The following is a 672-nucleotide window of genomic DNA, read 5'->3' on the forward strand; positions in this document are numbered from 1 at the left end:
GATTTAGCTTTCGAGCACCAAGGGCGCTTTTACGTGTTGGACTGGAAATCGAACTATTTAGGGCCGAATGACAGCGATTACGAACCGGAAGCCTTGCGCCATGCGCTGCTAGCCAAGCGCTATGATCTCCAGGCCGCGCTTTACCTGCTGGCTATGCATCGGCTGCTAAAAGCGCGCCTGCCCGACTACGACCCGCACCAGCACTTGGGCGGTTCAATGACGGTATTTCTGCGTGGCAGCCGCAGCCCAGGGCGCGGGGTATTTTCCGAGCCCGCCCCAGTTGAACTGATCGAAGCACTGGACAGCCTGTTTGCAGGCGCATCGTTTTCAAGCCCCGCACAGGAAGCGACGGTATGAGTAAGCCCAAAGACACCCACACCTTCGACCTGTTTGGCGATGCCGTTGAAACACAGGATGCCCAGCCCACCACGGCTTCCACGCCAGTGAGCGCTCACCCTGCGTTAAGCGATACCGCTGAATTACTAACCCTATGCGAACGCTGGGTAGCCAGGGGTTGGCTGCGCGATTTAGACCGCGCCCTGGTGCGTTTTCTAGCAACAGAAGCAGCAGATGCCCCCGCACTGCTACTGTTAGCCGCCGCCCTGGCCAGCCATCAACTAGGCCGAGGCCATGTGTGCCTGGACTTAAACGCCACGCTTAACGCACCGGATT

At 58.8% G+C, this 672-nt stretch carries 1 protein-coding gene and 1 pseudogene; both read left to right on the forward strand.

Going from position 1 to position 672, the window contains the following annotated elements; genetic code table 11:
- On the forward strand, positions 1–357 hold a 357-nt coding region (locus INT22_RS02170), incomplete at its 5' end, for a hypothetical protein (RefSeq protein WP_193067582.1).
- Positions 354–672 (forward strand): annotated as a pseudogene (locus INT22_RS02175) (exodeoxyribonuclease V subunit alpha); the annotation flags it as partial. The gene INT22_RS02170 and the pseudogene INT22_RS02175, both read left to right, overlap by 4 nt.

This window comes from Halomonas sp. 3D7M (genome assembly GCF_014897885.1).
Taxonomy (GTDB): Bacteria; Pseudomonadota; Gammaproteobacteria; order Pseudomonadales; family Halomonadaceae; genus Vreelandella.